Genomic DNA, 362 nt, shown 5'->3' with positions numbered 1-362 from the left:
GGGGAGGGAAGAGGGGAAGAAAGAGGGAGGGAGAAGAAAGAAAAAAGAAGGAGGGGAAAGAAGGAAGGAGGGGGAGGGGGAAGAAGGGAGAAGGAAAGAGGGAAGAAAAGGGAGGGGGGAAGAAAAAGGAAAGAGGAGGGGAGGAGAGAGGAAGAAAAGGGAAAGGAAGAGGGGGAGGAGAAGAAGAAGGGGAAAGGAGGGGAGAAGAGGAGGGAAAGAAGGAGGAAAAAAGAAGAGAGGGAAGAAAAAGGAGGAGGGGAGGAAGGGGGAAGGGAAGAGGAGGGAAAGAAAAGGGAGGGAAAAGGAGAAAGAGAGGGGGAGAGCAAGAGGCGCACGCTGATAGGGGAGCGGTCGAGGATATT

At 53.6% G+C, this 362-nt stretch carries 1 protein-coding gene; it reads left to right on the top strand.

From position 1 onward, the window contains the following. Positions 1-362: hypothetical protein (locus tag NR125_RS30350; RefSeq protein WP_256816901.1), on the top strand; the 362-nt coding region annotated here is incomplete at both ends.

Origin of the sequence: Cytobacillus sp. Bac17, from assembly GCF_024519925.1 — a bacterium.
Taxonomy (GTDB): domain Bacteria; phylum Bacillota; class Bacilli; order Bacillales; family Cytobacillaceae; genus Cytobacillus; species Cytobacillus pseudoceanisediminis.
This window is presented reverse-complemented; position numbering and strand designations above follow the sequence as displayed.